Genomic DNA, 24,471 nt, shown 5'->3' with positions numbered 1-24,471 from the left:
CAAGGCGCGGGGACCGGAAGGGCAGACCTTCCGGGAATCCCGGCGTGGATAGGCCGGCCGGCCGCCAAAGTCAAGCGCGGCCCGGTTGACCCTGCCCCGGCTTTGGTGAAAACCTCGGCCCCCGGAGGTGCAGACCATGACCCAGCCCATCAGCCGCTTTCCCGTGCCCTCGCTGGACGAGTTGCCCGAGGACATCGCCCTGCGCGTCCGCAAGGTGGCCGAGAAATCCGGCTTCGTGCCGAACGTCTTCCTGGCCCTGGCGCATCGCCCGGACGAGTTTCGCGCCTTCTTCGCCTATCACGATGCGCTGATGGAGCGCGAGTCGGGTCTGAGCAAGGCCGAGCGCGAACTGATCGTGGTCGCGACCTCGGGGCTGAACCAGTGCCAGTATTGCGTGGTGGCGCATGGCGCGATCCTGCGCATCCGTGCGAAGAACGCCTTCATCGCCGACCAGGTGGCGGTGAACTGGCGCAAGGCCGACCTGTCGCCGCGCGAACGCGCCATGCTGGCCTATGCCGAGAAGGTGGCGCTGAACGCCCAGCAGATCGGCGAGGCGGACCACCAGGCGCTGCGAGAGGCCGGCTTCGACCAGGACGAGATCTGGGACATCGGCGCCATCGCCGCCTTCTTCGGCATGTCGAACCGGCTGGTGAACGCCGGCGACATCAGGCCGAATGACGAATTCTACATGCTGGGCCGCGGCTGATGGCCGAGCTTTCCGCGGTGCCGCAGATGCGGCGCGAGGCACTGCAGGGCCATGCGGCGATGCTGCTGTTCTCGGCCGCGATCGCCGGCTCCTTCTCGCTGGGCGCGCGGGCGGCGAACCTGATCGACCCGGCGGCGATCTCGGCCGCGCGCTTCGCCATTGCCGCGGGCGTGGTCGGCGGCGTCGCCATGGCCGGGCCCGGCATCCCGCGCACGAGTTTCCGCGCGCCCTGGCGCTATCTGCTGCTGGGCGGGCTCTTCGCCGCCTATTTCGTGCTGATGTTCGAGGGGCTCAAGACCGCGCTGCCGGTCTCGACCGCAGCGGTGTTCACGCTGACGCCGCTGATGTCGGCGGGCTTCGGCTGGCTCCTGATGCGGCAGCGCATGACCGGGCGCATCGCCCTGGCACTGGCGCTGGGGGCGGCGGGCTCGCTCTGGGTGATCTTCGGCGGCGACGCGGCGGCGCTGATGCGGCTGGAATTCGGGCGCGGCGAGGCGATCTATCTGGTCGGCTGCGCGGCGCATGCGCTCTATACGCCGATGGTACGCAGGCTGAACCGGGGCGAGACGCCGATCGTCTCGACCTTCGCCACGCTCTGCGCCGGCGGGCTGATCCTGCTGATCTGGGGCGGAGAGGCGATCCTCAGCACGGATTGGGCGCATCTGCCGGCCATCGTCTGGGTGACGCTGCTCTATGTCGCGATCTTCGCCAGCGCCCTGACCACGGCGCTGGTGCAATTCGCCACCATGCGCCTGCCCTCGTCCAAGGTGATGGCCTATACCTATCTGACGCCGGCCTGGGTGATCCTGCTGGAAGCCGCATTGACCCGCGGCGGGCCGTCGCTCGCGGTGCTGCCCGGGGTGCTGGCAACCATTGCCGCGCTGCTTCTGCTGCTGAAGGACTGACGGCGCGGTTGCGATTTGGGTATTTGAACAACGAAGAAGCCGAAGGCGCGGCTCCGGACTTCTTCGTTGCCCAAATACCCATGCGACGCCGCAACCGGCTCAGGCGGCGGCTTCCTCGGGCTCGACCAGGGCCACGATGTCCATCATGATGCGGTTCAGTTCGAAGTCCTTCGGGGTGTAGACCCGCGCCACGCCCATCTTCAGCAGCCGGGCCGCGTCCTCATCGGGGATGATGCCGCCGGCCACGACCGGAACATGCGTCAGGCCGGCGGCGCGCATGCGCTCCATCAGCTCCTCGATCAGCGGCAGGTGACTGCCCGACAGGATCGACAACCCGACGACATGGGCATTGTCCTCGGCGGCACGGGTCACGATCTGCTCGGGGGTCAGGCGGATGCCCTCATAGGTGATGTCCATGCCGCAGTCGCGGGCGCGGAAGGCGATCTGCTCGGCGCCGTTGGAATGGCCGTCGAGGCCGGGCTTGCCGACCAGGAATTTCAGCCGCCGGCCGAGGCGGCGGCTGACGGCATCCACCGCCTCGCGGATCGGCTCCAGCCCCTCGGTGCGGTTGGACGGGCTGGCCGAGACACCGGTCGGGCCGCGATATTCGCCATGCACCTGTCGCATCACCGCCGCCCATTCGCCGGTCGTCGCACCGGCCTTGGCGGCGACGATGGAAAACGGCATCACGTTCTCGCCCCTCTGCGCGGCATCGCGCAGCGCGGCGAGGGCGGCCTCGACGGCCGCCTCGTCGCGAGCCTGCCGCCAGGCATTGAGCCGGCCGATCTGGTCCTGCTCCACCGCCGGGTCGACGACCATGATGCCGCCGTCGCCCGCGGTCAGCGGCGAGGGCTCGCCCTGCTGCCAGCGGTTCACGCCGACCACCACGGTCTCGTTGGCCTCGATGCGGTTCAGCCGCTCGGCATTGGATTCGACCAGCCGCGATTTCATGTATTCGATGGCGGCAATGGCGCCGCCCATCTCGTCCAGCGTCGCCAGTTCCGCGCGCGCGCCCGCCTTCAATTCCTCGACCTTGGCAGCAATCACCGGGTTGCCGTCGAAAAGGTCGCCATATTCCAGCAGGTCGGTCTCATAGGCGACGATCTGCTGCATGCGCAGCGACCATTGCTGGTCCCAGGGCCGCGGCAGGCCCAGGGCCTCGTTCCAGGCCGGCAGCTGCACGGCGCGGGCGCGGGCGTTCTTCGACAGCGTCACCGCCAGCATCTCCAGCAGGATACGATAGACGTTGTTTTCCGGCTGCTGCTCGGTCAGGCCCAGGCTGTTCACCTGCACGCCATAGCGGAAGCGGCGGTATTTCTCCTCCTCTATGCCGTAGCGCTCGCGGCAGATCTCGTCCCAGAGCTCGGTGAAGGCGCGCATCTTGCACATTTCGGTCACGAAGCGGATGCCGGCATTCACGAAGAAGCTGATGCGGCCGACCATCGCCGGGAAATCCTGCGGCTCGACCTTGCCCTTGAGGTCGTCGAGCACCGCGATGCCGGTGGCCAGCGCATAGGCCAGTTCCTGCTCGGGCGTCGCCCCCGCCTCTTGCAGGTGGTAGGAGCAGACGTTCATCGGGTTCCACTTCGGCAGATGCTTCGCCGTATAGGCCGCGACGTCGGTAATCATCCGCAGCGAGGGTTTCGGCGGGCAGATATAGGTGCCGCGCGACAGGTATTCCTTGATGATGTCGTTCTGCACCGTGCCTTGCAGTTTGGCAATGTCGGCGCCCTGCTCCTCGGCCACGGCGATATAGAGCGACAAGAGCCATGGCGCCGTCGCGTTGATGGTCATCGAGGTGTTCATCTGCTCGAGCGGGATCTGGTCGAACAGCATGCGCATGTCGCCCAGGTGGCAGATCGGCACCCCGACCTTGCCGACCTCGCCCCGCGCCAGCACGTGGTCGCTGTCATAGCCGGTCTGGGTCGGCAGGTCGAAGGCCACCGACAGGCCGGTCTGCCCCTTGGCAAGGTTGCCCCGATAGAGTGCGTTGGATTTCTCGGCGGTCGAATGGCCCGCATAGGTGCGGAAAAGCCAGGGTTTGTCTTTCTCGGCCACGGGATTCCTCTCGCAACAATATTACAGCAGGCATAGCGATAGCGTAATAATCCTGCCCGGTCAATTCGCCGCATTGCAGAGAAACCGCGATGGGCCGACCCGCAGCTTGATGTGTGATGATCTGTCAGGCAAATAGGACCCTTCTGCCCATTTTCGATGGTCACAACTAGTGCCCATGCGATCAGCACAGCCTGTTATTTCATTTATTACAATTAGTTACCAAACCGCGATAAAACCGGCAGTTCGGACCGGTCCTCGTCCTGCCTGGCGACCACCCTCCTACCCCTCTCGTTGACGAAGCCGCCTTTGCCGAAGAAGATCGCAGCATGCCCTCCAGGCTGGCGGCAATGCAGATGTAGCAGACCCCCGCCCTCTCCGGACCTCATCAGTTCCTATCCTCTCCGCCGGGAGGCGCGGCATCCAGTCGATCCTCCACGGATCGAATCGCGATTGCGGAATCTATCGTCTCGCGGATCTTTGGTTAGCAATCGCAGCATTTCATCGGTCAGGCCGCCCTTCCGTGCGGCTTTTTGTTGTTTTTCGGCAAGTTTCGATGCCCGCTAATGGCCCCGACAAATGGGCAAACTTGCCGCCGATTCCGGGGCCAGATCGCGAAAGCCCAGGAAATGCGAGGTCATGTGGGTCTTATTTACCCATCGGATCAATGGGCAATGCCCCGGAAAACGGCAGAACGGCCAGGAAATCGCCCGACACGGTCCGGCAATGCAGATGCGGCGTTGGCGGGAGCCGGGACGGATGCTAGCCTCCGCGCGACTGACAGGGATACGGACCGCCCGCATGGCGCTGACCCGCCGCTCGACCCTTGCCATCCTGGCCGCGCTGGCCGCCGGACCGGCGGTGGCCCGGCCGGAACTGCTCGACCTGGCCTATGCGGACGCCTCGCCCCGCAACCTGCTGGACATCCACCTGCCCCGGGGCGGTGGACCGTTTCCCTGGCTTTTGGACCTGCATGGCGGCGGGTTCCGGGCAGGCGACAAGCGGCTGCTGCCGGTGCCGCCGCAGCTTGGCGAAAGCGGCGTCGCCGTGGTGCGGATGAATTACCGGCTGTCGAATCAGGCGCTCTGGCCGGCGCAGGAGCAGGACGTTCTGGCGGCCGTCGCCTTTCTGAACCAGCGCGGGCCGGAACTGGGGCTGGCGCCGGGGCGGATGGCCCTGGGCGGGCGCTCGGCTGGGGCGTTCCTGGCCGTATCCGCGGCGCTGACGCTGGTGCAGGACGGCAGGCCGCCGCGAGCGGTGGTGGATTTCTATGGGCCGATGGATTTCGGCAGCATGGACGCCGACATGGCGCGGCTGGACGGCCAGCCGAAGCGCCTGCCCGCCGATTCGCCCCAAAGCGCCGAATCGCTGTTGGTCGGCTATGCCGTAGGCGCACGCCGGGCCGAGGCGACGGCGCTGTCCCCGGCTGGCCGGTTGCGCGCCATGCGCCCCGGCAGCGTCTTGCCGCCGCTGATGATCCGGCACGGCATGCGAGATCGCATCGTGCCGCCCGGACAGGCGCGCCGCCTGCGCGAGGCATGGCAGGCGATCGACCCCGCGGCAGAGGTCGATTTCGCCCTGCTGCCGGACGAGGGCCATGGCAGCGCCGGCCTTGCCGGCGCGACGACGCAGGAACAGCTTGCCGCCTTCCTGATGCGGCACCTGGCCGGATGAGTCCCCGCTGCGTTGCGGCGCATCGCAAATCCGTGACGACAGATTATTACAATTTCTTCATCAGGAATATTGCAATGTTGCGCAAGCAATCTTACAACCGGCTCAGCAACCCGCGCTGATTCTGCGCCGCGGCGGAAACCCCGGGCGCAAGAAAGCGGCAAGAAAGGACTCTGAGATGGCCCTGGATCAACCGACCCCGATCGCGCCCTATGACGCTCCGGAAAAGGATCTCTATGAGATCGGCGAGATGCCGCCTCTGGGCTATGTGCCCAAGCAGATGTACGCTTGGGCCATCCGCCGCGAACGCCATGGCGAGCCCGACAAGGCCATGCAGGTCGAGGTGGTCGAAACTCCGCCCATCGACAGCAACGAGGTGCTGGTCCTGGTGATGGCGGCGGGCGTCAACTACAACGGCATCTGGGCGGGCCTGGGCGTGCCGATCAGCCCCTTCGACGGCCATGGCGCGCCCTACCATATCGCCGGCTCGGACGCCTCGGGCATCGTCTGGGCGGTGGGCGACAAGGTCAAGAACTGGAAGGTCGGGGACGAGGTCGTCATCCATTGCAACCAGGACGACGGCAACGACGAGGAATGCAACGGCGGCGACCCGATGTATTCGCCCAGCCAGCGCATCTGGGGCTACGAGACGCCGGACGGATCCTTCGCCCAGTTCACCCGGGTGCAGGCCCAGCAGCTGATGAAGCGTCCGCGCCACCTGACCTGGGAGGAATCGGCCTGCTACACGCTGACGCTGGCGACTGCCTACCGGATGCTGTTCGGGCACGAGCCGCATGAGCTGAAGCCGGGCATGAACGTGCTGGTCTGGGGCGCCTCGGGCGGGCTCGGGTCCTTCGCGATCCAACTCATCAACGCCGCCGGGGCCAATGCGGTCGGTGTCATCAGCGACGAGGACAAGCGCGACTTCGTCATGTCGCTGGGCGCCAAGGGCGTCATCAACCGCAAGGACTTCAAGTGCTGGGGGCAGCTGCCGACGGTGAACACCCCCGAATACAAGGAGTGGTTCAACGAGGCCCGCCGCTTCGGCAAGGCGATCTGGGACATCACCGGCAAGGGCAACAATGTGGACATCGTCTTCGAGCATCCCGGCGAAGCGACCTTCCCGGTCTCGACCTTCGTCTGCAAGAAGGGTGGCATGGTGGTGATCTGCGCCGGCACCTCGGGCTTCAACTGCACCTTCGACGTGCGCTACATGTGGATGCACCAGAAGCGCCTGCAAGGCAGCCATTTCGCGCATCTGAAGCAGGCCTCGGCAGCCAACAAGCTGATGCTGGAGCGCCGCATCGATCCCTGCATGTCCGAGGTCTTTCCCTGGGCCGAAGTCCCGCAGGCGCATCTGAAGATGCTGCGCAACCAGCACAAGCCCGGCAACATGGCGGTGCTGGTCCAGGCGCCCCTCACCGGCCTGCGCACCTTCGAGGACGCGCTGGAGGCGGGGCGCCGCTGACCCCGACCGCAGCGCATTCGGACCGCCCGGCGAGTGGAGGCGCCGGGCGGTCTTTTTTTGCCGCAGCCGCTTGCTGCCCCCGGAACGGGCAGAAAAAGATCGCGCTAGCCGCTGATTTTCATGAATTTCCCGCTGGCGATCTTGGCATTCCGCCGAAAACTGCGGCATTTTGCCCAAATATTGCTCTTTGCCCATTCAAACTGCCTGAACCATGGGCTAAGGAGCCGTCCGACCCCAAGGGAAGGATTCCGCGACATGCCGCAGATCGACGACAAACTTGCCCCCATCTATGAGGAGGTGGTCCGCCGCAACGCGGGCGAGCCCGAATTCCATCAGGCCGTGCGCGAGGTGCTGGAAAGCCTTGGCCGCGTCGTCGCCAAGCGCCCCGACTACCTGGAAGACGCGCTGATCGAGCGCATCTGCGAGCCCGAACGCCAGATCATCTTCCGCGTGCCGTGGACCGACGACAAGGGCCGCGTGCAGATCAACCGCGGCTTCCGGGTGCAGTTCTCCTCGGCCATGGGCCCCTACAAGGGCGGGCTGCGCTTCCACCCGTCGGTGAACGTGGGCATCATCAAGTTCCTCGGCTTCGAGCAGATCTTCAAAAACGCGCTGACCGGCCTGCCGATCGGCGGCGGCAAGGGCGGCTCGGACTTCGATCCCAAGGGCCGCTCGGACGGCGAGATCATGCGCTTTTGCCAGAGCTTCATGACCGAGCTTTATCGCCACCTGGGCGAATATACCGACGTCCCGGCCGGCGATATCGGCGTCGGCGCGCGCGAGATCGGCTACATGTTCGGCCAGTACAAGCGCCTGACCAACCGCTACGAGGCGGGCGTGCTGACCGGCAAAGGGCTGTTCTACGGCGGCTCGCTGGCCCGCAAGGAAGCGACCGGCTACGGCAACACCTATTTCACCCAGGCCATGCTGAAGACCGGCGGCACCGATTTCGACGGCAAGACCGTCGTGGTCTCGGGCTCGGGCAATGTCGCCATCTACACCATCGAGAAGGTGCAGGAGTTCGGCGGCAAGGTCCTCGCCTGCTCGGACAGCTCGGGCTATATCGTGGACGAAGCCGGGATCGACCTCGATCTTCTCAAGGAGGTCAAGGAAGTGCGCCGCGGCCGCATTTCGCAATATGTCCGCATGAAGGGCGAAGGCAACGGCGCCTATTTCGTGAAATCCGGCGAGGGCTCGATCTGGGACGTGGCCTGCGAGGTCGCCATGCCCTCGGCCACGCAGAACGAGCTGACCGGCAAGGACGCGACCAAGCTGGTCAAGAACGGCGTCACGGCGGTCGGCGAGGGCGCGAACATGCCCTGCACACCCGAGGCGATCCGCGCCTTCCAGCAGGCCGGCGTCAAGTTCGGCCCCGGCAAGGCAGCGAATGCCGGCGGCGTCGCCACCTCGGCGCTGGAGATGCAGCAGAACGCCTCGCGCGACCGCTGGACCTTCGAAAAGACCGAGGCGAAGCTGGCCGAGATCATGCGCGACATCCATGACAGCTGCTACAGCACGGCCGAGGAATTCGGCGCCCCGGGCGATTACGTCATCGGCGCCAACATCGCCGGCTTCATCCGCGTGGCCGAGCCGATGCGCGCCTTCGGCGTGATCTGATGCCGCAGCGGGCGGGCCGGACGGCGGCCCGCCTTGCCAGCCCGGGTGCGGGCCGCTAATCGGCGGTATGCCCGCATTCATGGCTTACTCATGCTGATCTTTCTCCAGCCCCGCATCGTGCTGCTGTCGGTGCCCAAGACCGGGACCACCGCGCTGGAGCAGGCCCTGGCGCCCAGGGCCGAGATCGCCTTCCGCTCGCGCCCCGAGATCAAGCACCTGAACCTGCGGCAATATCTCCACCGCATCCGGCCGCTGCTCGCCCCGCTGGGCGAACCGGACTTCGAAACCGTGGCGGTGATCCGCGAGCCGCTGGACTGGCTGCGCAGCTGGTATCGCTTCCGCGCCCGGGACGAGCTGATCGGCCATCCGAACAGCACCGCCCGGATCAGCTTCGCGCGTTTCGTGGACGACTACCTGCGCCCCGGCGACCGCCCGGCCTATGCCCGGCTGGGCCGGCAATCCGAGTTCCTGGCCGGCCCCGACGGCAAGATCGCCGTCGATCACATCTTCCGCTACGAGGCGATGCCGGCGCTGACCGACTTCCTGTCGCGGCGGCTGGGCACCACGATCAGCCTGCGGCGCAGCAATGTCTCGCCCGCCGCCGCGACGGACCTGCCGCCGGAGGCCGAGGCGCGGCTGCGCGCGGCGCTGGCACTGGATCAGACGATCTGGCAGGCCGCGCGTCAGGCGCCGTAAAGCGCCCTGGCCCGCTCCTCGAAGGCGCGGACGATGCGCATCATCGCCTCGCCGAAGACCACGCCGATCACCTTGCCCAGAATGGCGTTGCGGAACTCGAAATCGACGAAGAAATCGACCTTGCAGCCGCCCTCCGGCAGATCGGCGAAACTCCAGCCGCTGCGCAGATACTTGAAGGGGCCATCGAGATATTCGGTGTCGATGCGCCTGGTCTCGGGCCACAGCGTCACGCGCGAGCCGAATCGCTCGCGGAAGACCTTGAAGCTGATGACCAGGTCGGCCTCGATCACCTCGCTGCCCGAGGCACCGGGCCGGCGCGAGCGGATGCGGGCCGCGGTGTTCCAGGGCAGGAACTCGGGATATCTTTCGATATCGGCCACCAGCGCATACATCTGGTCGGCGGTATAGGGCAGGATTCGGCTGTCGCTGTGCTGAGGCAAGAGGTCGTCCCGGGGCGTATTCGGTTTCGGGGCAGCACTAGCAAAGGAACGGGCGCATGAACAACCTCATCTGGCTGATCCGGGCCTCCCGCTGGGCGCGAAACCCGCCTAGCGCCAGGACGGTCAAGCTGGTGCTCGGCATCATCGCGCTGGGGCTGCTGCTCGCCGGGCTCGAACATTTCGGCCTCTGGCCCGACTGGGCCACCATGGAACGCCCGCGCGGCCTCCAACTGCAACGCCCGTAAGCCGCCGCCCCGGTGCCGGCGGCTCGCCCGGGGCGCCGCCCTGCCCATTCACCGTTTCCCAAATACTCCCGCGCCCGCACCGTACGCGCCGGCCTGTCCGATTCGGACACCGCCGCGCGTCTTCGTTCTGCAAAACTCCTGCGGCCGCGCCAATCGCACCGCCGCGGCCGCCCTACATCCCAGCCGCGCCGAACGTATCGCATTGCCCCATCTGCCCCGAGACGAAGCCGCGCTTGAACCAGGTCTGGCGCTCGGCGGCCGAGCCATGGGTGAAGGCGTCGGGCACCACCGCCCGGCCGGCGCTTTCCATCAGCGTGTCGTCGCCCACCGCGGCGGCGGCGTTGATCGCCTCGTCGATATCGCCCTCCTCGATGCTGCCGAACTGCTCGCTCGCCTGGCGCGCCCAGATCCCGGCATAGCAATCCGCCTGCAATTCGGTCAGCACCGAGAGCCGGTTCGAATCGCGCTGGCCGACCCGGGCGCGCAGCCCGTTCACCTCGCCAAGCGTGCCCAGCAGGTTCTGCACGTGATGCCCGACCTCATGCGCGATGACATAGGCATAGGCGAAATCGCCGCCCGCCCCCATCTTGCCGGCCATGACCCGGAAGAAATCCGTATCCAGATAGACCTTGCGGTCGCCCGGGCAATAGAACGGCCCCATCGCCGCCGAGGCGCCGCCGCAGGCCGATTGCACCGCACCCGAGAACAGCACCAGCCCCGGGTCCTGATAGCGCATGCCGGCCTGGTCGGGCAGCACGCCGGCCCAGACCTCCTCGGTATCGGCCAGCACCACCGAGACGAACTGGCCGATCTCCTGCTCTTCCTGCGTCAGCTGGCGCGGCTCGCCTTGCTGGCCGCCATCGTCGATGGCGCCGACGATGGGCGAGATGTCGATGCCGAAGAAATAGCCCACCGCCAGGACCACCAGGACGCCGACCAGCCCCATGCCGCCCGCGCCCGCCGCCCGGCCCATGCCGCGCCGGTCCTCGACATTCCGGCTGCCGCGTCTGCCCCGCCATTCCATTGCGCCACCCTCCCCGCCGCGATCCGACGCCTCACGCCAAGGTTACCGCAACCCCGGCAGGGCGCAACACCCGCGCAGGCTTGACAGTTCCGGCCCCAACCCGCAGCAGGATCCGAAACGAAAGGGGCAGGCATGTTCGACTGGGTGGTTTCGACGATCGAGAGCTGGGGCTATCTCGGCGTGCTGATGCTGATGGTGGCCGAGAACGTCTTTCCGCCCATCCCCTCCGAGGTGATCATGCCGCTTGCCGGCTTCCTGGCCGGCAGCGGCCGGCTGTCGCTGACGCTGACCATCCTGGTCGGCACCATCGGCTCGGTCCTGGGCACGCTGATGTGGTATTACATCGGCCTCTGGTTCGGCGAGGAGCGGCTCAAGCGCTTCGCCGCGCGCCATGGCCGGCTGCTCACCCTCTCGCCCTCGGATATCGACGCGGCGCATGACTGGTTCCAGCGCCACGGCGCCCTGGCGGTGTTCTTCGGCCGCATGATCCCGGCCATTCGCACGCTGATCTCGGTCCCCGCCGGGCTGGCGCGCATGCCGATGTGGAAATTCCTGCTCTATACCGTGATCGGCAGCGCGCTCTGGACCGGAGTGCTGACCTTTGCCGGGCTGATGCTGCATGAAAACTATGCGCTGGTCGCGGATTACGTCGATCCGCTGTCCAAGCTGGTGGTGATCGCGGTGGTGGTGATCTACCTTTACCGTGTCGTCACCTGGAAGCCGCGTTGAGATCACGCGATTGGCACTTGCCGGCCGCCGCGCGCAGTCCTAACCGAAAGCCCATGAACGGATTTTCGAGCAAGCATATCGCCGTGACCGCCGGCGCGGGTTCCGCCGCGCTGCTGGTTGCCGCGCTGACCTTCCAGAGCCTCGGCTATGCGCCCTGCGAACTCTGCATCCTGCAACGCTGGCCGCATCTGGTCGCCGCGATCATCGGCGGGCTGATCTGGTGGCTGGGCTGGCGGCGCTGGCTGGCGGCGCTGGGGCTGATCGCCGCGCTTTGCGCCACCGGCCTTGCCATCTATCACGCCGGGGTCGAATTGCAGATCTGGCAGGGGCCGCAGCATTGCTCGGGCGGCGTGTCGGGGCTGGCCAGCATGTCCACGCAGGACCTGATGGCGGCGCTGGAGCAGGCCCCGGTGGTGCGCTGCGACGAGGTGGCCTGGAGCCTGTTCGGCATCTCGATGGCCGGCTGGAACGCCATCCTGTCGGCCGGGCTTGCGGCGCTGTGGCTGGCCTCGGTCCGCGGTCGCCGGCGCGAGGCCGGGCTGGCCTGAGGCCGGATTTCCCGCCACGCACCGGCCCGTCAAGATTGCACCCAAGGCGGGTATGGGATAGACCCATGCCCAACAAGATCTTGAGGTTTTCCCCGTGGCTGACATCCCTGAAAACGACGACGAGACCCCCGAGAACGGCGGATCGGAACGCGCCGTGATGCATCACGACGGCCCGGTGATCGACATCGCGCATGAGATGCGCTCGTCCTATCTCGACTATGCCATGTCGGTCATCGTCAGCCGGGCCATCCCGGATCTGCGCGACGGACTGAAGCCGGTGCATCGCCGAGTGCTGTTCGCCATGCACGAAACCGGCAACACCCATGACAAGCCCTATCGCAAGTCGGCCCGCCCGGTCGGCGACACGATGGGTAAATATCACCCGCATGGCGACGCCTCGATCTATGACGCGCTGGTGCGCATGGCGCAGCCCTTCTCGATGTCGCTGCCGCTGCTGGACGGCCAGGGCAACTTCGGCAGCATGGACGGCGACAACCCGGCGGCCATGCGCTATACCGAGGTGCGGATGGACAAGCCCTCGGCCTATCTGCTGATGGATATCGACAAGGACACCGTCGATTTCCAGGACAACTATGACGGCAAGGACCGCGAGCCGACCGTATTGCCGGCGCGTTTCCCGAACATGCTGGTCAACGGCGCCGGCGGCATCGCCGTCGGCATGGCCACCAACATCCCGCCGCACAACCTGGGCGAAGTGGTGGAGGCCACGCTGGCGCTGATCGAGAACCCCGACCTGCCGACCGAGCGGCTGCTGGAAATCGTGCCCGGACCCGACTTCCCCACCGGCGGCATCATCCTGGGCCGCTCGGGCGCGCGCAAGGCCTATCTGGAAGGGCGCGGCAGCATCATCGTGCGGGCCAAGACCCGGATCGAGGAGACCCGCGCCGGCCGTCAGGCCATCATCCTGGACGAAATCCCCTTCCAGGTGAACAAGGCCAGCCTCGTCGAGAAGATCGCGGAACTCGCCAAGGAAAAGCGCATCGAGGGCATCGCCCATGTGCAGGACGAATCCGACCGCGTCGGCGTGCGGGTGGTGATCGAGCTGAAGCGCGACGCCACCGCCGAGGTGGTGCTGAACCAGCTGTTCCGCTTTACCCCCATGCAGACCAGCTTCGGCGCCAACATGCTGGCGCTGAACGGCGGCCGGCCCGAGCAGTTGACGCTGCGCGACTTCCTGACGCATTTCATCACCTTCCGCGAAGAGGTCGTCGCCCGCCGCACCGCCTATGAGCTGCGCAAGGCGCGCGAGCGCGCGCATGTGCTCTGCGGCCTTGCCGTCGCGGTCTCGAATGTCGACGAGGTGGTGGCGACGATCCGCAGCTCGGCCGATGCCGCCGAGGCGCGCGAGCGGCTGATGACCCGGCGCTGGCCGGCGCATGAGATCGTGGAATATCTGAAGCTGATCGACGATCCGCTGCATCCGGTGAACGAGGACGGCACCTATAACCTGTCCGAGACCCAGGCCCGCGCCATCCTGGAGCTGCGCCTGCAACGCCTGACCCAGCTGGGCGTGCAGGAGGTGACCGACGAGCTCAAGACGTTGGCCGATTCCATCCGGGAATTCCTGGCCATCCTCGCCTCGCGCGAGCGGATCATGGGCATCATCTCGGACGAGTTGCGCGAGGTGAAAAGCCAGTTCGCGGTGCCGCGCCGGACCGAGATCACCGATTGGGCGGGCGAGCTGGACGACGAGGACCTGATCGAGCGCGAGGACATGGTCGTCACCATCACCTCGGGCGGCTATATCAAGCGCACGGCGCTGGCCGAATTCCGCGCCCAGCGGCGCGGCGGCAAGGGCCTGTCCGGCATGGCCACGAAAGAGGACGACGTGGTGACGACGCTGTTCGTCGCCAATACCCATACCGAGCTGCTGTTCTTCACCACCGACGGCATGGTCTATCGGATGAAGACCTGGCGGCTGCCGCTGGGCGGGCGGACCGCCAAGGGCAAGGCCATCGTCAACATCCTGCCGATCCAGCCCGGCGTCTCCATCGCCGCGCTGATGCCGGTGGATGCGCCGCAAAGCGAATGGGACGACTACCAGGTGATCTTCGCGACCTCGGAGGGCGACGTGCGCCGCAACGCGCTGTCGGATTTCGCCAATGTCATGCGCAACGGCAAGATCGCCATGAAGCTGCCCGAGGGGGTCGAGCTGATCGGCGCCCGCATGGCGACCGAGAATGACGACGTGATGCTGGTCACCGCCGCCGGCCGGGCGATCCGCTTCTCGACCACCGACGTGCGGGTGTTCAAGGGCCGCGATTCGACCGGGGTGCGTGGTATCCGCCTGGCCACCGGCGACCGCGTGGTCAGCATGTCGGTCATCCGGCATTTCGAGGCCGATGCGGGCGAGCGCGCCGCCTATCTGAAGATGCGCCGCGCCGTCGAGGGCGCGCTGGACGACGGCGCCGAGGCCGACGAGGACGAGGACAACGTCGCCGAGGCCGCGATCAGCCAGGAACGCTATGCCGAGATGTCGGCGGCCGAGGACCTGATCCTGACCATCACCGCGCGCGGCGCCGGCAAGATCAGCTCGTCGCATGACTATCCGGTGCGCGGCCGCGGCGGCCAGGGCGTCATGGCCATGGACAAGGCGATGCGCGGCGGGCCGCTGGTCGCCAGCTTCCCGGTGGACCGCGACGACCAGATCATGCTGGCCACCTCGACCGGCCAGTCGATCCGGGTGCCGGTCGACGGCATCAGCTTCCGCTCGCGTTCCGCCGGCGGCGTGCGCGTCTTCAACACCGCGCCGGGCGAGGAGGTGGTTTCTGTTGCCCGCATCGCCGAGAATGGCGAGGATGAGGCCGAAGCCTGAGACATGGCCGGGAGGCGCAGATCGCGACCCGGCCACGACAGCAGCATGAGGGGACGCGATTGGACGGGCGGGACTCGCATCTGAGCGAGCGGTTGCAGACCGGCTTTCTGGGCGTGATCGCCTTTGGCCTGATCCTGTTCCTGCTGGTGCAGGCGCGCTTCATCCTGATCTGCCTGGTGCTGGCCATCATCATCTTCTCGCTGACCAGCGACGCGATCTCTGCCTTCGCGCGGCTGAAGGTGCCGAACTGGCTGGCAACCACGCTGGCGCTGATCGCCATCGCCATCGGCCTGCTCTGGGCGGCGACGGCGGTGGTGGCGCAGGTGAACGAGGTGGTCTCGATCTCGATCGCCTATGCCGACCGGGCGCAGGCGGCGCTGGCGCGGCTCAGCCAGCGCTGGGGGCCGAACGTGCAGGAGGCGATCAGCACCTTCATGGCCAGCATCGATTTCGCGGGCTGGATACGCTCGGCCGCGGCGCAGGCCTCGAACCTGATCTCGGGCTCGGTGCTGATCCTGACCTTCGTCGGCTTCATGTTCAGCGAGCGGATCTGGTTCCCGATCAAGATCGAGCGGCTGACCGGCGACCCGGACCAAGCCCGGCAGGTGCTGGAGACGGTGCACAAGATCATGCGCCGGGTGAACCGCTATCTGGTGGTCAAGGCAGCGATCAGCGCGGCCACGGCGGCGCTGATCTGGGCGATCTTCCGGGTGCAGGGGCTGGATCTGGCCGGGGCGGTGGCCATGCTGACCTTCATCCTGAACTTCATCCCGACGCTGGGCTCGATCGCGGCCACGGTCATCACCATCGCCATGGTGCTGGCGCAGACCGGCGATCCGACGGTGACGCTGACCGTGGGCGGGCTGACCGTGGCGGTGCAGTTCATCATCGGCAATGTCTTCGACCCGATGCTGCTGGGCCAGACGCTGCGGCTGTCCTCGTTCGGGATCGTGCTGTCGCTGGCCTTCTGGGGCGTGGTCTGGGGCATCGCCGGAACCTTCCTGGCGGTGCCGATCATGGTGGCGATCATGATCGTCTGCGCCCAGATCCCCTGGCTGCGCCCGGTGGCGATCATGCTGTCGCAAGAGGGCCTGCCCGAGCAGGAGCCGGCCAGCGGCCTGCGCCGTTAACCTTCGCCCGGTCTTTCGCAGAAGCGGATGCGGTTGCCGAAGGGGTCGATCACCTCGACTTGCACGCCCCAGGGCAACTCTTCAAGGCCCGGCCGGTTGAAGGCATAACGCCGCGCGCTCAGCCCGGCATGGAAGGCCGCGACACCGCGCATCGGCACGAAGACGGTGGCGCCGGGACAGGCATCGCCGTGATGCTCGGACAGGTGCAGCCGCAGCCCGGCGCGCTCGACCTCGAAGTAAAGCGGCAGGCCGGGCGCGAAACGGTGCTCGAAGGTGACCGAGAAGCCCAGGAAGCCACAGTAGAACTCCCGCGCCTTGGTCTCGTCGAAGCTGCGCAGGACGGGGATGGCGGCCAGGAAGCGCGGCTCGTCGGGCGTGGTCATGCGCGGTTTCCATCCTCGCCGTCGTCGCCCTGCGTGGCGGCGGGGCCGAATTCGCCGCCGTCATGCGGCTCGGCCTCCTGCGGCGTGGTCTTGTGCGGATCGGCCGCCGCGAGGGGCGCGGTCTTCGGCGCAGGCTCGGGCACCTCGGCCTCGCCATGCAGGAAGATGTCGCGCGAAGGGCGGGTGCTGCCGGGCAGGACGACACCGGCCGCCGCGAAACGCTCGAGGATCTGGTGGTTGATCTCGGACGAGACCCCGGCCCCGCCGTTGATGTCCGAAAGCACCGCGCGCAACTCGAAGTTCAGCCCGTCGGCGGTGATGCTGCGCAACAGCACGGCGGGCGCCGGATTGATCAGCACCGTCGGCTGGTCCTCGGCGATCCCGCGCAGCAGCTCGGCGACCTGGCGGCTGTCCGAACCATGCGCGACGGTGACCGGCACGATGATGCGGCCCGCCAGGCTGCCGCGCGTCCAGTTGGTCACCGGCTGGGTGATCAGGTTCGAGTTCGGCACGATCACCTGGGTGCGGTCGAAGGTCTGGATCTGGGTGGCACGCACCGCCATCTTCTTGACGACGCCCTGCTGGCCGCCGACCTCGATCCAGTCGCCGACGGCGATGGGCCGCTCGACCAGCAGGATGATGCCCGAGACGAAGTTCGACACCACCTGCTGCATGCCGAAACCGATGCCGACCGACAACGCACCGGCGACGAAGGCTAGCGAGGTCAGGTCGATCCCCGCCGAGGTCACGGCAAAGACCGCCGCCAGCGCCAGTCCGACATAGCCGATCATCGAGGCGACCGCATTCTGCCCGCCCGCGTCCAGTTTCGTCTTGGGCAGGATCGAGCTGCGGAAGGCGCCCTGCACGAAATTGGTCAGGAAATAACCGACGGCAAAGACGATCAGGAAAGTCAGGAGCGCCATGGGCGACAGCCGCACGCCACCTATGGAAAAGCCCTGCTGCACCTTGGTCCAGGCCTCGACCAGGTCGCTGCCGCGCGCACCCCAGATCAGCGCGAAAAGCGGCAGCGACAGCAGGATCAGCGCAAAACCGATCAGCACCGGCATCAGCGCATCGCGTGCCGACTGGTCGCCGCCCTTGGCCAGGGCGTAAAGATCGGCGATGAAATCCTGCAGGATGATCAGCAGCCCGACCAGCGCCAGCGTCAGCACCAGCGCCCAGAGCAGCGCGTTGCCCGCCGTGACATAGCCCGCTGCCACCAGGACCGGCGCGACCAGCGCCACCATCCGCCCGACCATGGCGAGGAAGCTTACCACGCGGATGCGGTAATCGGGCGTATCCGAGTTTTCGGCCGGGCGCAGCCCGCGCAGCAGGTTGCACAGCCGGAACAGGCAGAAGGCACCGAACAGGATCAGCAGGAAATGCCAGACCCCGGCAGAAGCCTCGCTGAGGCGCTGCGGGACGGTATCGCTGTCATTCTGGCTGTTGAAGCCGGAAAGCGGCAGGATCGAACGGGCGACAAGCTGGTGCAGCGCCAGGGCCGAGGCCAGCAGCGTGGCGCGAAAGCGCGCCCTGGCGCGGCGTTCCTCGTCCAGCGGCAGCGGCGGTTCGACAGCGGTATCGGGCGCCGGGAACAACCGGCGCGCCAGCCAGATGCCGCCAAAGAAGGACAGCCCCGCCGCCGGCACCGAACGCAGAAGCGGCAGGCCCCAGTCGTCGAGCAGGTCGGTCGAGGCCAGCGCCGCCCCGAACAGGATCACGCCGATCAGCGGGATGGCGATCTGGCCCAGCGAGACGCCGAAGATCAGCGCCGCCCGCGACCGCTCGCTGGCTCGTGCCGACAGCCGCGACGGCAGGGAATCGATCCAGCGCCGCCCGCGCGACAGCAACAGCAGCGCCACCAGCAGGAAGCCCCCGATCAGCGGCAGCCGCTGGGTAAAGCCGGACAGGCCGCCGGTGCTGTCCCAGCGCGCCCGCGCCTCGGCATAGATCTGTCCGGCGACATGGGCCGCTTCGGCCATGGCCGGGCCCCAGTTCGCCGGGTTCAGCGGAGTCGGCGTCTTGCGGATCAGCGCAAAGGTCTGGCGGGCGCGCAGGGTCTGGTCGATCTGGGCGACGATGCCATCGGCGCGGCCATAGGCCTCGACGGCCTGCAAGCCCGGGGCCTGAAGGGTGGAAAGCTGCTCGTTCAACTCCTTGCGGCGGGCGGCGATTTCCTCGGGTTCGGTCTGGCCCTCGGCCGGGGGCGGCCCCAGCGCGGCGATCTGGTCCTTGAGCGTGGCGATGCGGGTGGCGTTGACGCCCTGCCCCGCCTTCAGCCGCTCGCGCCATTTCACCACCTCCTCGCGGATGGTCTGCAACCGCGCATCATTGGCCGAGCCGGATTCCAGGATCTGCTCGGCCTGCTCGGCCAGCTTGTTCCAGGCGGCGAAATCCGGCGCCTCCTGCTCTTGCTGGGCAAGGGCCGGCAGGTTCAGTGCCAGGAACAGCACGAAGATCAGCGAGGCGAGCCGGGGCAGCGCGGCAAGACGGGGCATGGTTCGGTCAGTCCTGATAGACCTCGGGCAGGTCCGCCGGCTTGCGCGTCATCCATTCCGGCACCGGCAAGCCCTTGGCCCGCAGGAACTCGGGGTTGAAAAGCTTGGTCTGGTAACGCGTGCCATAGTCGCAAAGCACCGTCACGATGGTGTGACCGGGGCCCATGTCCTTCGCCATGCGGATCGCGCCGGCCACGTTCACCCCAGAGGAGCCGCCGAGGCAAAGCCCCTCATGTTCCAGCAGGTCGAAGATCACCGGCAGCGCCTCGGCATCCGAGATGCGATAGGCGAAGTCCGGGGTGAAGCCTTCCAGGTTCGCGGTGATGCGGCCCTGGCCGATGCCCTCGGTGATGGACGAGCCCGGTGCCTCGAACTTGCCCTCGGTATAGAAACTGTAGAGCGCCGCGCCTTCGGGATCGGCCAGGCCCATCTTGACGCCCTTGGGTTGCAGCGCCATGGCGACCCCCGCCAGCGTCCCGCCCGAGCCGACCGCGCAGATGAAGCCGTCCACCTTGCCGCCGGTCTGCTCCCAGATCTCGGGGCCGGTGGTTTCCAGATGCGCCGCGCGATTGGCGACATTGTCGAACTGATTGGCCCAGATGGCGCCGTTCGGCTCGGTCCGCGCCAGTTCCTCGGCCAGCCGGCCGGAATAGCGCACGTAGTTGTTGGGGTTCTTGTAGGGCGCGGCAGGCACCTCGACCAATTCGGCCCCGGCCAGACGCAGCATGTCCTTTTTCTCCTGGCTCTGCGTCTCGGGGATGACGATGACCGAACGGAAGCCCATCGAGGCGCCGACCAGCGCCAGGCCGATGCCGGTATTGCCGGCCGTGCCCTCGACGATGGTGCCGCCCGGACGCAGCTCGCCCCGCGCCACCGCGTCCTGGATGATGTAGAGCGCGGCGCGATCCTTGACCGACTGGCCCGGATTCATGAACTCGGCCTTGCCCAGGATCTCGCAGCCGGTCTCTTCCGAGGCACGGCGCAGCCGGATCAGGGGCGTGTTTCCGATGGCAGAGGCGAGGTCGGGGCAGATGCGCATGGGCTTGGCCTTTCGCAGGATGTTCCCGCCCGGTTTACACGCCGCCGCCCGATGGCGGCAACCCCGGCAGGGCGGTCTACGTGCCCTGCCCCAATTCGCGCCGGATGTCCTGATGGCGCAGCTCCAGCCAAAGCGCCAGGTTCAGCAGCGGCCCGTTGCGGATCTCGCCCGCCAGCGCCATGCGGGTCAACTCGGCCCGCGGGATCAGATGCGAACGGATGTCCTCGTCCTCGGTCGCCAGACCGCCCAGTCCCGCGCTATCGTCGGGCAGGTCGGCGATGCCGACATAGAGATAGAGATATTCCGCCATCGCCCCGGGGCTGGGATAATTGTGCGGCGCCGGGAACAAGCGCGAAAGCGTGATGCCGGTTTCCTCGACCGCCTCGCGGCGCGCGGCCTGTTCCGGCGTCTCGCCCGCATCGACGCGGCCGGCCACGGTCTCGTAGAGCCAGGGCTGCGCATCACCGCGCGCCAGCGGCCCGGCCCGCAGCTGGTCGATCAGCATGACCCGGTCGCGCAGCGGATCCCAGGGCAGCACCACCGTCGCATCGCCCGAGACGAAGACCGCCCGCAGCAGCGGCTCGGTCCAGCCGCCATCGTTCCGGTGCTGGCTGAGCCGGATCGCCTCGACCGAGAAATACTCGGCATAGGGTTCCTCGACCGAATCGATCCTGATCCGGTCGATGGCGGCGGGGCCGACATGCGGCAGGTGCTCGGTCTCGGCTCCGGCGCGCTGGCGCGAGGCCACCCAACTGGCGATCATCGGCAGGCGCCGGCGGATCGCTTCCACCGGGCGGTGCCTGGGCAGGCCCAGCAGCCAATCGGCCATGGCAGCGGCGAGCTCCGGCTGCCATCGGGGCGCGTCGCTGGCCGGCTCGCCCAGGCCCAGCAACTCCCCGGCACGGTGGTTCTGCGGCACCAGCCCGAAGATCTCGGCATAGCGGCGCAGGGCGGGCGTCCAATCCGTCCGCCAAAGCGGCAACTCGTCCTCGCCTGCGGCAAGCCGCGGCCAGCCATCGGATGCGATCCCGGCCAGGCCGCCGCCGATGAGCCTGCCTTGCAGCGGCTCGGCCTCGACCGCCTCCGGAGCGAGGCGGGCACGCATCAGCGGATGGGCGAGCGGCCCGATCAGCAGCGGCATGAGCCTGGTCTTTTGATGCTTTCGATCCGTCCGGCCTTGCCTGTTCCTGTCATGATCCACCCAAGCGACAAATTTTTCGCGGTTTTCGCGCGAAGCCCCTTGCGCTTCAACCCCCGCCCGTCTAAATCGCCGCCACCACCCGAAAGCGCGGAGAGGTGCCGGAGTGGTCGAACGGGGCGGTCTCGAAAACCGTTGAGCCTTCACGGGTTCCGTGGGTTCGAATCCCACCCTCTCCGCCACACCCCATTGATATTTATATGAAAAATTTCTAATTAGGCGACATACCCGCCATCACGCCCGCCTTTATGTTTGCGGTTGACTGCTACCGATTGCGGTCGTGAGTGATGCGGATACGCCACGCGCTGGGATGGATTGGAGCCAGCCTCTGCCCCACGCGCGCGATCTGTCGCTGGGAGCCGTGCGGCTGAGCCGAGACGCCCACTCAGAGATGTATGGGGCGTCACCATCACGAAACCCAGGTCGCTATCCATCGCGTCCATCTTGGACACAGGTAGGGCGACTAAAAAAGCGGTAGCGGCCGACATGCGTCCTCCTGCGATTTTCGCTATTCCGCGATTCTCGGCCCTCGAGTCGTCAGAAAGGGCTCTCTGGCTGGGTTTTCGCGACGGCCAGAAATCGCAATCTGCTGCTATTCGGTTGCGATTCTTTCCGAGAGGCGGCTCCAGCCCTTGTGCACCCACCAGAATACATGGATCAGTCGGAGCATGACGGACCCGCAGGCCCCTGAAACGGTGAACCCATCGCATGCGGCAAGGCTATGGCTGGCCCTGCTGCTGGCCCTGCTGGTCGTCATGTTGCCGGGACCACAGGTCACCGCAGCGGCCAGCCAGTCCAAGCAGCTGACCACGCCGACGCCGACCCTGGCGGCAATCCATGGACGCGACCTGATCGCCCGCAAGGATGCGGTGCAGATCCGCCCGCTGGCCGCAACTGCGCTGCCGCCGTCGGAACCCCCGCCTCCGCTGCCGCGTATCGCGGCACTGGTCACCTATGCCTATCAACCGCAAATCGGGGTCTGCGCCGGCAGACTCGCACCCTGCGCCCGCGCGCCTCCGTTCTTCCGCATGACCGCCTGACCTCGCTCTGCCCCCGGAACCGGGCTGGCAGATCATGACCCTTGCGTTCACGAAGGACGACAGATGAACTTCCCCAAGGATGAACCGGCCGTGTGCCGGAGGCCGTTTGCCGAAAAACCAAAGACCGACGACACGCCGCCCGAGCACGCAGCGCCGCCGGCAGCCGGAGAGATCCAATCCGGCAAGACCGTGCTGCTGAACTGGTGCATCATGCTTGTCGGTTTCTGCGCCATTGCCCTTGGCGCTTACTGGCTACTCGGATGATGCGACATCCCCTGCGGGCTGCTGTCCGCAGGGGCACCGAGCCCCACAGCGCCGGGCATCGCGCGTCACCGCCGGCCCAAGCGAAAGCCCCCGCATGATGCGAGGGCTCGCTTCGGCCAATGTGCTCTTGTTCACCCCCTTTCCGGGTTGGGCCGAGAAGTCAGCGGTCAGGCATGCCAGGGCGACGGCCCGGCGCTGCGCGGCCCCGAGGTCGCCAGCACCAGCGGCGGCTCCTTGGGAAAGGACCGGATATCGAACCACTTGAAGCAGGTGCCGTCCGTGTTCACCCGGTCGCCCGAGGAAATGGGATAACCGTTCGAAGCGTGGCGGATCAGCCCGGCCCGGAACGCCCGTAGGTCCAGCAGCCACCACAGGTCAAAGCCCGTCCCGGCCGCATTGGCATGGCCGTAGAACAGCCAGTCTCCCTCGCCGTTCACAATCTTGGCCAGTTCGGTCGGATTGCCCGAGGGCAGGCGCGAGCGGATGGTGAAGTCGTAGGGATAGCGGCCGGCGTAGCCATGGCGCCGCACCCTGGCGGCAATACGCATGTCCCGGCCGTCCAGCATCAGCAGATCGGTGGCATGGCGGGTATCGAGGTAATCCGGCGCGACCCGCAAGAGATGCGCACCGACGATGCGGCGGATCTCGGGGATGAAGCGATCCGACCAGTGCCGGTTGATCGAATAGGCCGTGTCCATGCAGATGCGCCCTCGCGCCGGTTGAAGATGGGATGAAGGGATGGAGGCGCCCGACCGGGGCCGGGCGCGGTGGTGTCAGGTCTTTACCTGCTGGCCATTTTGGCCGGACTCAGGCCGGGAATTTCCAGATCGGCGAGCGTAAGATCCTCCCCGGCTCGATACCGGCGTAAGCGATCCGCTACCCATTCTGTGAGCTGCTCACCAGAGAATACCCCCAGGGGAGTTCGCCACCATTGCCGAACTGGCCGAACACGAAGGCATTGCCGCCCCATATCTGACCCGAACGATGCGGCTCGCCCAGCTTGCCCCGGATGTCGTGGAAGCTATCCTGGAAGGCCGCCAGCCGCGCCACCTGACGCTCGAAGCATTGCGGCAGCCTTTGCCGGAGGCCTGGGATGCGCAGAAGCGAATGCTCACGGTCGATCAGGGCTGCTTAAATCCCGAGTGAATCAAGGGATTCCTGTCCGAACCGTCACATGCTACGGTTCCAGAAAATGAGGCAGGCATGAGCGTTGTATTCACGGTAGGCTACGAAGGCACGGACATTGATCGGTTCGTCCGCACACTGAAGGCGGTCGGGGTCGAAAAGTTGGCCGATGTGCGCGCTGTTGCCGTGTCACGCAAGGCCGGTTTTTCCAAGACCAAGCTGGCATCGCGGCTGGCCGAGGAAGGCATCGAGTATTCGCATTTCATCGCGCTGGGTGATCCCAAGCCTGGGCGTGAAGCCGCTCGGGCCGGAGAATTCGACCGCTTTAGGGCCATCTATGGCGCGCACATCGAAACATCAGCTGCACAGGAATCGCTGCGGGATTTGGTAGATTTCGTGCAGTCTGCACCAACCTGTCTGCTTTGTTTCGAGCGTGATCCGGAGACCTGCCACAGGACGATTGTCGCGCAAGAAGTGATCGAAGAGACGGGCTTCGAAGTATTCAATCTGTTTGCCGATGATCCGGAGCGCTATGTCCGTCACGCTTCAAAGTTGCCGCGTTTCAATCCTGGTGAAGGCATTAGCGTCCAGGCTCATTGAGTTTCACGGCCAGAACAAGACGGTTGCGGCTAGCATGATCGCAGAGAAGAAGGTTTCCGGGCACCGGTCGTATCGGGTCGCGACGTATGAGGAGGATCAGAAAACAGTCCGGGGGACTGTTTTCCCGACGATTGGCCAATCCTTCAGGCGGCCGAACATGATCTCGATGCGGTTGCGCCGTTTGTAGCGCCTCTTGTCGTATTTCACCGCCTTCTTGCGAGACTTCCGGCCCGGGATGCAGACCTTTATCCCCT

23 protein-coding genes, 1 tRNA gene and 1 pseudogene are annotated in these 24,471 nt (G+C 66.7%); 16 read left to right on the top strand and 9 right to left on the bottom strand.

Annotated elements, in window-relative coordinates:
- Nucleotides 1-136: 136 nt before the first annotated feature.
- Both AQY21_RS10725 and AQY21_RS10720 read left to right on the top strand, forming a co-directional pair.
- Nucleotides 137-706, top strand: a complete 570-nt coding sequence (locus AQY21_RS10725) for a peroxidase-related enzyme (protein ID WP_058097655.1) — start codon at nucleotides 137-139, stop codon at nucleotides 704-706.
- On the top strand, nucleotides 706-1,611 hold the full coding sequence (locus AQY21_RS10720) for a DMT family transporter (RefSeq protein WP_058097654.1): 906 nt from the start codon (nucleotides 706-708) through the stop codon (nucleotides 1,609-1,611). Before AQY21_RS10725 ends, AQY21_RS10720 begins: the two co-directional genes overlap by 1 nt.
- Before the next feature lie 99 nt (nucleotides 1,612-1,710).
- Here the strand turns inward: AQY21_RS10720 and AQY21_RS10715 are convergent, their stop codons facing one another.
- Entirely contained in the window at nucleotides 1,711-3,669 is a 1,959-nt protein-coding gene (locus AQY21_RS10715) for a protein meaA (protein WP_058097653.1), read from the bottom strand.
- Between the two features lie 798 nt (nucleotides 3,670-4,467).
- Here AQY21_RS10715 and AQY21_RS10710 point away from each other — a divergent pair.
- The 4 genes from AQY21_RS10710 (at nucleotide 4,468) to AQY21_RS10695 (ending at nucleotide 9,118) form a co-directional block, all read left to right on the top strand.
- Nucleotides 4,468-5,340 (top strand): alpha/beta hydrolase, encoded by an 873-nt coding sequence (locus AQY21_RS10710; protein WP_058097652.1) that lies wholly within the window; start codon nucleotides 4,468-4,470, stop codon nucleotides 5,338-5,340.
- Nucleotides 5,341-5,515: 175 nt separating this feature from the next.
- Entirely contained in the window at nucleotides 5,516-6,805 is a 1,290-nt protein-coding gene (ccrA, locus tag AQY21_RS10705) for a crotonyl-CoA carboxylase/reductase (protein WP_058097651.1), read from the top strand.
- Nucleotides 6,806-7,060: 255 nt separating this feature from the next.
- Nucleotides 7,061-8,422 carry an NADP-specific glutamate dehydrogenase gene (gdhA, locus tag AQY21_RS10700; protein ID WP_058097650.1) on the top strand — a complete coding sequence of 454 codons (1,362 nt, stop codon included), beginning with the start codon at nucleotides 7,061-7,063 and terminating at the stop codon, nucleotides 8,420-8,422.
- 90 nt (nucleotides 8,423-8,512) lie between these two features.
- The gene (locus AQY21_RS10695; protein ID WP_058097649.1) at nucleotides 8,513-9,118 is read left to right on the top strand and encodes a hypothetical protein; all 606 of its coding nucleotides are present in this window, start codon (nucleotides 8,513-8,515) and stop codon (nucleotides 9,116-9,118) included.
- Here AQY21_RS10695 and AQY21_RS10690 read toward each other — a convergent pair.
- Entirely contained in the window at nucleotides 9,106-9,558 is a 453-nt protein-coding gene (locus AQY21_RS10690) for a type II toxin-antitoxin system RatA family toxin (RefSeq protein WP_058097648.1), read from the bottom strand. The two genes, AQY21_RS10695 and AQY21_RS10690, sit on opposite strands and share 13 nt — an antisense overlap.
- A gap of 56 nt (nucleotides 9,559-9,614) precedes the next feature.
- Between AQY21_RS10690 and AQY21_RS10685 the strand changes: the two genes are divergently transcribed.
- Nucleotides 9,615-9,803 carry a hypothetical protein gene (locus tag AQY21_RS10685; protein WP_058097647.1) on the top strand — a complete coding sequence of 63 codons (189 nt, stop codon included), beginning with the start codon at nucleotides 9,615-9,617 and terminating at the stop codon, nucleotides 9,801-9,803.
- A gap of 172 nt (nucleotides 9,804-9,975) precedes the next feature.
- Here the strand turns inward: AQY21_RS10685 and AQY21_RS10680 are convergent, their stop codons facing one another.
- Complete coding sequence (locus AQY21_RS10680; protein ID WP_058097646.1) at nucleotides 9,976-10,827, bottom strand: neutral zinc metallopeptidase; 852 nt, start codon at nucleotides 10,825-10,827, stop codon at nucleotides 9,976-9,978.
- Nucleotides 10,828-10,959: 132 nt separating this feature from the next.
- On the opposite strand from AQY21_RS10680, the gene AQY21_RS10675 reads away from it, so the two are divergent.
- The 4 genes from AQY21_RS10675 (at nucleotide 10,960) to AQY21_RS10660 (ending at nucleotide 16,070) form a co-directional block, all read left to right on the top strand.
- Nucleotides 10,960-11,556: a DedA family protein gene (locus tag AQY21_RS10675; RefSeq protein ID WP_058097645.1), complete on the top strand. Its 597-nt coding sequence runs from the start codon at nucleotides 10,960-10,962 to the stop codon at nucleotides 11,554-11,556.
- Nucleotides 11,557-11,609: 53 nt separating this feature from the next.
- Nucleotides 11,610-12,104, top strand: a complete 495-nt coding sequence (locus AQY21_RS10670) for a disulfide bond formation protein B (RefSeq protein WP_058097644.1) — start codon at nucleotides 11,610-11,612, stop codon at nucleotides 12,102-12,104.
- Nucleotides 12,105-12,261: 157 nt separating this feature from the next.
- A complete protein-coding gene (gyrA, locus tag AQY21_RS10665; RefSeq protein ID WP_058097769.1) occupies nucleotides 12,262-14,940 on the top strand; it encodes a DNA gyrase subunit A in 2,679 nt (892 codons plus the stop codon).
- 59 nt (nucleotides 14,941-14,999) lie between these two features.
- Entirely contained in the window at nucleotides 15,000-16,070 is a 1,071-nt protein-coding gene (locus AQY21_RS10660) for an AI-2E family transporter (protein WP_058097643.1), read from the top strand.
- Here AQY21_RS10660 and AQY21_RS10655 read toward each other — a convergent pair.
- The 4 genes from AQY21_RS10655 to AQY21_RS10640 all read right to left on the bottom strand — a co-directional run bounded on the left by AQY21_RS10655 (nucleotide 16,067) and on the right by AQY21_RS10640 (nucleotide 21,131).
- Nucleotides 16,067-16,453, bottom strand: a complete 387-nt coding sequence (locus AQY21_RS10655; protein ID WP_058097642.1) for a glyoxalase superfamily protein — start codon at nucleotides 16,451-16,453, stop codon at nucleotides 16,067-16,069. The genes AQY21_RS10660 and AQY21_RS10655 overlap by 4 nt on opposite strands.
- A complete protein-coding gene (locus AQY21_RS10650) occupies nucleotides 16,450-18,951 on the bottom strand; it encodes a DUF3772 domain-containing protein (RefSeq protein ID WP_058097641.1) in 2,502 nt (833 codons plus the stop codon). The genes AQY21_RS10655 and AQY21_RS10650 overlap by 4 nt, the downstream gene beginning before the upstream one ends.
- A gap of 7 nt (nucleotides 18,952-18,958) precedes the next feature.
- Complete coding sequence (locus AQY21_RS10645; protein ID WP_058097640.1) at nucleotides 18,959-19,990, bottom strand: cysteine synthase A; 1,032 nt, start codon at nucleotides 19,988-19,990, stop codon at nucleotides 18,959-18,961.
- A 76-nt stretch (nucleotides 19,991-20,066) separates the two neighbouring features.
- Nucleotides 20,067-21,131 (bottom strand): NUDIX domain-containing protein, encoded by a 1,065-nt coding sequence (locus AQY21_RS10640; protein ID WP_058097639.1) that lies wholly within the window; start codon nucleotides 21,129-21,131, stop codon nucleotides 20,067-20,069.
- 149 nt (nucleotides 21,132-21,280) lie between these two features.
- Here AQY21_RS10640 and AQY21_RS10635 point away from each other — a divergent pair.
- From AQY21_RS10635 to AQY21_RS10625, 3 genes are all read left to right on the top strand, one after another.
- A tRNA-Ser gene (locus AQY21_RS10635) sits at nucleotides 21,281-21,370 on the top strand.
- Between the two features lie 486 nt (nucleotides 21,371-21,856).
- On the top strand, nucleotides 21,857-22,228 hold the full coding sequence (locus AQY21_RS10630) for a hypothetical protein (RefSeq protein ID WP_058097638.1): 372 nt from the start codon (nucleotides 21,857-21,859) through the stop codon (nucleotides 22,226-22,228).
- A gap of 63 nt (nucleotides 22,229-22,291) precedes the next feature.
- Entirely contained in the window at nucleotides 22,292-22,492 is a 201-nt protein-coding gene (locus AQY21_RS10625) for a hypothetical protein (protein ID WP_058097637.1), read from the top strand.
- A gap of 167 nt (nucleotides 22,493-22,659) precedes the next feature.
- On the opposite strand, the gene AQY21_RS10620 is transcribed toward AQY21_RS10625, so the two are convergent.
- Nucleotides 22,660-23,190: a hypothetical protein gene (locus tag AQY21_RS10620; RefSeq protein ID WP_058097636.1), complete on the bottom strand. Its 531-nt coding sequence runs from the start codon at nucleotides 23,188-23,190 to the stop codon at nucleotides 22,660-22,662.
- Nucleotides 23,191-23,476: 286 nt separating this feature from the next.
- On the opposite strand from AQY21_RS10620, the gene AQY21_RS29010 reads away from it, so the two are divergent.
- Together AQY21_RS29010 and AQY21_RS10615 are read left to right on the top strand one after the other, a co-directional pair.
- Nucleotides 23,477-23,638 (top strand): hypothetical protein, encoded by a 162-nt coding sequence (locus tag AQY21_RS29010; RefSeq protein ID WP_161905995.1) that lies wholly within the window; start codon nucleotides 23,477-23,479, stop codon nucleotides 23,636-23,638.
- A gap of 57 nt (nucleotides 23,639-23,695) precedes the next feature.
- Nucleotides 23,696-24,217, top strand: coding sequence for a DUF488 family protein (locus AQY21_RS10615; protein ID WP_058097635.1), 522 nt, complete (start codon nucleotides 23,696-23,698; stop codon nucleotides 24,215-24,217).
- Nucleotides 24,218-24,220: 3 nt separating this feature from the next.
- On the opposite strand, the pseudogene AQY21_RS10610 reads toward AQY21_RS10615, so the two are convergent.
- Nucleotides 24,221-24,471 (bottom strand): annotated as a pseudogene (locus AQY21_RS10610) (hypothetical protein); the annotation flags it as partial.

Source organism: Paracoccus sp. MKU1, assembly GCF_001447385.1.
Taxonomy (GTDB): domain Bacteria; phylum Pseudomonadota; class Alphaproteobacteria; order Rhodobacterales; family Rhodobacteraceae; genus Paracoccus.
The sequence above is the reverse complement of the archived record's forward strand: the minus strand, read 5'-3'. Positions and strand labels throughout refer to the sequence as shown.